This window comes from Psychromonas sp., assembly GCF_047632995.1.
In the GTDB taxonomy this organism is placed as follows: domain Bacteria; phylum Pseudomonadota; class Gammaproteobacteria; order Enterobacterales; family Psychromonadaceae; genus Psychromonas.
In genome coordinates this window covers 1-5769 of sequence record NZ_JBLIEK010000171.1, presented here as the reverse complement: position 1 = coordinate 5769, position 5769 = coordinate 1, and the positions used below count along the sequence as shown (strand labels likewise).

Below are 5769 nucleotides of genomic sequence, written 5' to 3'. Positions count from 1 at the left end.
TAAAGCTTATTTTAACAGTGATGTTTTAGGCATAGATATGAATGCTGGCTATCAAATTAAAGCTACTAATCCTGTTTACCTAATTTATGAAGCAACAGCCACAGACGATGAGCATAATTTATTAGGGCTATGAACCAATTTATGTAAGCGTAGGGTAAAGGCATCTGTTTTTCCCATAGTTTTGTCATCCTATTCTTTTTAGCCATTTCAAAAGGATATCTGTTGATGAAAGCAGGTAATCAAAACAAGCAACGCCGTACATATACGCCTGAATTCAAACTCGATATTGTTAAAGAAGCAAACGCAAAACAAGACTTGAATGCTTAGTGTAAAATGTTTATCTTAAATTAAATAAATTTTGCTAAAAATTACAGGTGCCCTCAATTTTAAAAAGAATTTATCGAAAAATAGTCCCATTACAAACAAGCCCCTTACATGTAATAAACGGTAAAGACGTAATCTTTATCCATATCAATAAAACAGGTGGGACGAGTGTTTTAAATGCGCTCAACTTAACTAAGTCACATTTAACTGCCAAAGAAATTATTGAAAAAGTTGGACGTGATAAATATGAGAACGCTTACAAGTTTGCTGCAGTTAGGAACCCGTGGGACAAAGCTCTTTCTCACTATAAATATCGTATCAAAACTAACCAAACTAATCTTGGTACAAACACAATTCCGTTTAAAGAATGGTTAAAAGATAATGATGGCAAAATTAACATAAACGAAATAATGAAGTTTGAAAACTTGAACTCTGAATTTTTGCGAATAGCTGCAACTCTAGAGCTAGAACTCACATTACCTCATCTAAATAAAACCAATAAGGTTAATTATCGAGAATTTTACGATGAAGAATCTAAAGATATCATTGGAAATTGGTTTACAGAGGACATACGCCAATTCGGTTATGATTTTTAATGATTTTGTAGCTTCAATCTATACTCAGGGTAACAATCCATAGCAGTATCAAGTTTGTTTCACCAACGCCTTATTTTACAAGAAGTTATAACACTCCATTTTGTACGTAAAAATTTATATAAATAAAGAAAATTAAATATGTAAAATATTCCGACACATAAGCCAAGTCATTTGCCAGTGGATTGCTGGGCAATAATTCGGGACGTTGTTGTTGCTCATACACCCAGATAAAAAAGGCATGAACAATGGGCTTGCTATGCTGCAGCCGATAGGCCAGCGTTTGTCCTTTATCCAGTTTGCTATGCCGTATATAATTCATACAGACTCGCTATACTAGTGATGGCTTGCTGGGCAGCGCGGCTCCATCTGCAGGGCTTTTTCAAAGACTGTGCGCCCAAGCAGGTGGCGTGGGTGACGGTGTGCTCGTGTTTGTTTATACAATCGTACTAAAGCGAATATAATTGATACTTTGAAAAGCAAAAAGCCTTTTGAGATTTCACTCAAAAGGCTTTTTTTAATTAAGACAAGTATTACTTTCTACGTAAACGTAAAAATCCAGCCAGTGCAATAAAAAACAAACCAAAGGTTGCAGGAGCATTGACTGCTGCTACTGCAGTTGATTGTATACTATTTATAGAAAAGTCAACTGCATCAGCGGTTAGTCCTAAGCTAAGAGCTTTAGTGTCATTGCCAATATTATCAAATGTCAAAAAGTTCACACCAGTGAAACCACCTGACACCTTCGTCAAGTTTACATCGATAGTCCACACATCAGATGTTATTCCACTAAAAATCAAACCATCTGTTTTATTCGCTGCGTATGTCCAGCTAATTGAGGAACCAGAAACAGGATCACGTCCGCCTGGATCATCAATAAATGAAATTGCGCCTTCACTACCGGAAACATCACCAGAAACAGCACCTGCAGCACCACCTGGACCACTTATCATCAAAAACATTGCATATTCATTATTAAGCTCCGCAAACATTACAGTAGCTACGTCTGCTGTTTCATAACCAGTGTGTGATGAATAATCAGATAACGTAAAACCGTAAAACTCATTAAATGAACTATGAGTACCGTTAAGATCTAAAGCATTTAACTCTACTCCTCCAACGGATATCATTGAAGCGTTGACTGAAAACGTAGCCGATAACAATACGCTCAGCATACATGTCGTTCTAAAAATTTTCTTAAACATTATTTAATCCTTATAATTAACAACTAAAAAACAAAATGCAATTTACGAACCAAAAAAACACGAAATTAAAAAATTAAATTTAAATCTTTATTTTACAATAACTTACACACTTAAAATATTTCCACACACAAATTACCAAACATTAAGAAAATAAAATAAATTTAAATATGTAAAATATTCCGACACTCAAATTGAAAAATCAGTCCAAAAGTAATTAAATACTTTACACAGTCGATGTAGCTTTAATAAATTTAGCTGGGACCCCACCAACGACTGTAAAAGGTTCAACATCCCTAGTTACAACTGCTCCCGCAGCAACCACAGCACCTTTACCAACGGTGACCCCTTGTGTGATAATACAGCCAGCTCCAATCCAAACTTCATCTTCAATAATAATTGGTTTATTCCATGAGCCTCTGCCTTTTTTAGCATCATATATCAAACTATGACTCACCGTTTTAAACATTACTCTAGGACCAATTTGAACCCTATTTCCAATGGTGACTTTTGCTTTTGGTACCCCAAACCTAACATCTGAGTTTAAAAAAGATTTTTCGCCAATTTCTATATCCCCCCCCCCGATAGGTCGGACAATGAAAGGACCCAAAGTCGGCAGTTATGTATAACTTTCATACCTGCAGCTCTCAAGAAAAAAGGGCGCTACTGGTCAAAAAAATCAGTTCGAGGTAAATAATTAGCTAAAGTAAAAAATATTAATTCACGCATCTTATTTAAGGCCCTTTTAGTTTTACAGCAATAATATGTTACTTTTCATAGTGTTCCGAATAAAAGTTTACCCAACAATGCCAATCCCCCTCCTTGCTTTGGCAAAACAACAAAAGGTTTATCACCCTTTAATTTTAAAAAAATGCCTTGTACTATAACTTTAAGGTCTTTTCTAAACTGCCCCTCGAACCAAATTAAGTATTTTTCAGACTTCAAGGGATTAGATTCAAGATACAAGTTGTTATCCACAAAAAAATCAGCATACATATCGAAACTTTCATGAAAAGCCCCTATCACAGGTACTAAATAAACTGGTGTCTTTTGAACTTTTTTCAAATCATAATCGAACACCTTAATGATTGTCTGACAAACTGAATTAATACAGTTTGCCACATTTTGATCCTCAAGCCGTTTCCACACATAACAACGATCTGGATTCAGATCTTTGCTAACGTCTTTTTTCCAAGGTTCATTGACAGAACTAATAGTCTTACCGGAAGTAGAACGATTTAACATTGATTCACAAAAGTCTTCGCCAATAAAATCGCAAAGATATTTTAAAGTAACCATGGGCTCTGCAATTAATTCTTCATATTTTATAGTTATGCTTTTTTCATCTTTTTCAAAAAATTCCAACGAACTAAGGTACCAATTATTAACAAGTAATGAATTAATAATTGCAGACTTGCTAGCCCAAGGAAGTTGTTTAATAGAAACGGATGAATCTCTAGGATCTCTTACAATCCTTATAATAATGGCATCGGGATACAAATTTCTGATTTCATCTACATATAAAATATGATTGGGTGTTTTTTCTATCCACCTAGACTTATTATTTTCTAATGCATGTAAGACCGTTAGTGACTCTAGCATTGACTTTTTTGTTCTAGCTTTTTTAGCTAGAAAGTCAAAAACCTTATTTTCTGAAAGCTCAAATAAATCTAACACTCTTTGACCTGCAAGGGTTAACTCACAGACAAGTTGAGTTGCTAATCGAGGCCAGTTGGTATCAATAAAAGCTTTATCCAATTTTGATTTATTCACTAAAGCAATTTTATTAAAAAATTGAGTTTCTGGGCCTGCATCAAGCGATGGGTGTGCGGCTAAAAATGCAGTCAATAATGTAGTACCCGAACGGGGGGCACCAACTATAAATATAGGGGCAGCACTCATGGAAAGCTCCTTATAAGATTCCAATTTTACACTAATTAGTTTTACGTGATCCAAATAAGCCTTTAAGGTCTTTTAAGTTGTGGATTGTTTTTGTGAAAAACAAAGTAAAACTCAAAAATAGATAGCTTGCTAGACCTAATAAAACCAATGTCAATAACAGCAATACTTCATTAAGAATAAATTGACTCAAAAAACCTTTGCTAAAAGTTACAAAAAAGAACATACCTAATGAACAAACGTACTGTGGATAAATTGCAATAATTAACTTTTTAAAATTAATTGGGATATGTTTTGTTACTATTCGAAATCGAACAGGCAGTAATGCAATATTAACGATAACAATTGAAATTAACATTATATTAATGCCAAACCATATAGTGCCCCCCGCAACCAATACACTACTTATTATATTTATTAAATTGAGCTTGAATGCGTCTTTTGTCTTAGCTTGTGAAATGAGCAATGTAGACAGAAACCACCCTAGTACACCTGCAAATATAGTAAAGGCTGATATGCTCATATAAATAGCACTACCGCTAAACTTGTCCCCGAAAACGATGGTCACAAAAGGGTCCGCAATAGCAGCTAGCCCCATAAAAACAGGTAATACCAATGTAGCTGTCATTGCCACTAATTTAATGTATAGGTCACCAATATTTACGCCTTCTTTCGCTCTTGCGAAACTGGGCACCACCATCGAATTAATTGAAGTCAGTGTGGCTTGACTAATCATTTGCTCGCCCTTTTTGGCAGCATTTAATAATGCAAAACTGGCTGGGCCTAGTACTAACCCTGTAAATAAACTAGCGGCTCTTTGATGAGCCATATTGAGTATGGCTGAGCCTAAAAGGGGTAAACAAAAATGCACTAGTTCGGCCGTATCTGCCTTATTGTAATGAAGTTTTGGTCTAAACTGTGCCAGATAAAAGTAAAATATTAGTTCTAACAAGGCATTCACTAAGCGACCAATAACAAGTGACCATAGTCCCAGTCCAGATTCTGCTGCGACGATAATAATAACGCCAGACACCACAGACGCAATGAACTTCGCAATGCCCATTTGTTTGTTTTTAAAGTCGCGTACTAGCTTGCCGTTAAATACAACCTGTAAACTCATAAGCACAGTTATCGGTGCTAGACTCATCACCACGTAAGCCGCAGTGGTAGAATATGAGTACTGAGCAATAGGCGCACCAATAAACACTAAAAATAAAGCCACACCAAGCGCTAAGCCCACCACATAAATAAGTGTACTTGAGGCATAGCCTTCGTCCCAGGTTTTACGCTGTACAATATTTTGGTTAACACCTGCATTTACTGCGATATTGGCAAATTCAATAAAAAGTAAGCAAAAGGCTACTAATCCAAAATCTTCCAGCGTAAGAATACGAGCCAAATAAGCAAAAACGATAAAGTCGACAACGTTTACACCTGTGCGAGTAATTGATATCCAAAGGCCTCCCTTGGCCGCTTGCTTTTTTAATGACACTCAGTGCTTCTCACTCTTTAATTTATGATGCTTTTAAAAAGCATTGGGGTGCTATTGATAGACCAATCAGGCCTTATGTATCAAATGCTGTTAAGCACTTTGTCACTTAAAAAGTCGTAGTGTGCTCGTTTAAGGTAAAAGGTTATTCCAAGCTTGAGCAATTGTTTTTCTGCCGTACCAAGTTAACGCCTCGCGCATAACAACTTTTGGGGGCAGTGGAACAAGTTTAAGCAAATCGGCCTCTAAGTTATCTTTTGCC

General features: G+C 35.9%; 6 protein-coding genes. 1 reads left to right on the top strand and 5 read right to left on the bottom strand.

Translation table 11 applies throughout. The features are described from left to right. Positions 1–374: 374 nt before the first annotated feature. Positions 375–920, top strand: coding sequence for a hypothetical protein (locus ACJAT7_RS17445; protein WP_415228076.1), 546 nt, complete (start codon positions 375–377; stop codon positions 918–920). 85 nt (positions 921–1005) lie between these two features. On the opposite strand, the gene ACJAT7_RS17440 is transcribed toward ACJAT7_RS17445, so the two are convergent. From ACJAT7_RS17440 to ACJAT7_RS17420, 5 genes are all read right to left on the bottom strand, one after another. Next, the gene (locus ACJAT7_RS17440; RefSeq protein WP_415228075.1) at positions 1006–1239 is read right to left on the bottom strand and encodes a hypothetical protein; all 234 of its coding nucleotides are present in this window, start codon (positions 1237–1239) and stop codon (positions 1006–1008) included. Between the two features lie 211 nt (positions 1240–1450). After that, positions 1451–2122, bottom strand: coding sequence for a hypothetical protein (locus ACJAT7_RS17435; protein WP_415228074.1), 672 nt, complete (start codon positions 2120–2122; stop codon positions 1451–1453). 223 nt (positions 2123–2345) lie between these two features. Continuing rightward, positions 2346–2729: a DapH/DapD/GlmU-related protein gene (locus ACJAT7_RS17430; protein WP_415228073.1), complete on the bottom strand. Its 384-nt coding sequence runs from the start codon at positions 2727–2729 to the stop codon at positions 2346–2348. A gap of 164 nt (positions 2730–2893) precedes the next feature. Then, complete coding sequence (locus ACJAT7_RS17425; protein ID WP_415228072.1) at positions 2894–4021, bottom strand: sulfotransferase family protein; 1128 nt, start codon at positions 4019–4021, stop codon at positions 2894–2896. 31 nt (positions 4022–4052) lie between these two features. After that, positions 4053–5510, bottom strand: a complete 1458-nt coding sequence (locus ACJAT7_RS17420; RefSeq protein ID WP_415228071.1) for an oligosaccharide flippase family protein — start codon at positions 5508–5510, stop codon at positions 4053–4055. Positions 5511–5769: the final 259 nt, after the last annotated feature.

What these genes read in the sequence shown, in the direction of transcription:
- ACJAT7_RS17435 (WP_415228074.1), bottom strand. Translation starts at nt 2,122, where the DNA reads ATGTTTAAGAAAATTTTTAGAACGACATGTATGCTGAGCGTATTGTTA.
- ACJAT7_RS17440 (WP_415228075.1), bottom strand. Translation starts at nt 1,239, where the DNA reads ATGAATTATATACGGCATAGCAAACTGGATAAAGGACAAACGCTGGCC.
- ACJAT7_RS17425 (WP_415228072.1), bottom strand. Translation starts at nt 4,021, where the DNA reads ATGAGTGCTGCCCCTATATTTATAGTTGGTGCCCCCCGTTCGGGTACT.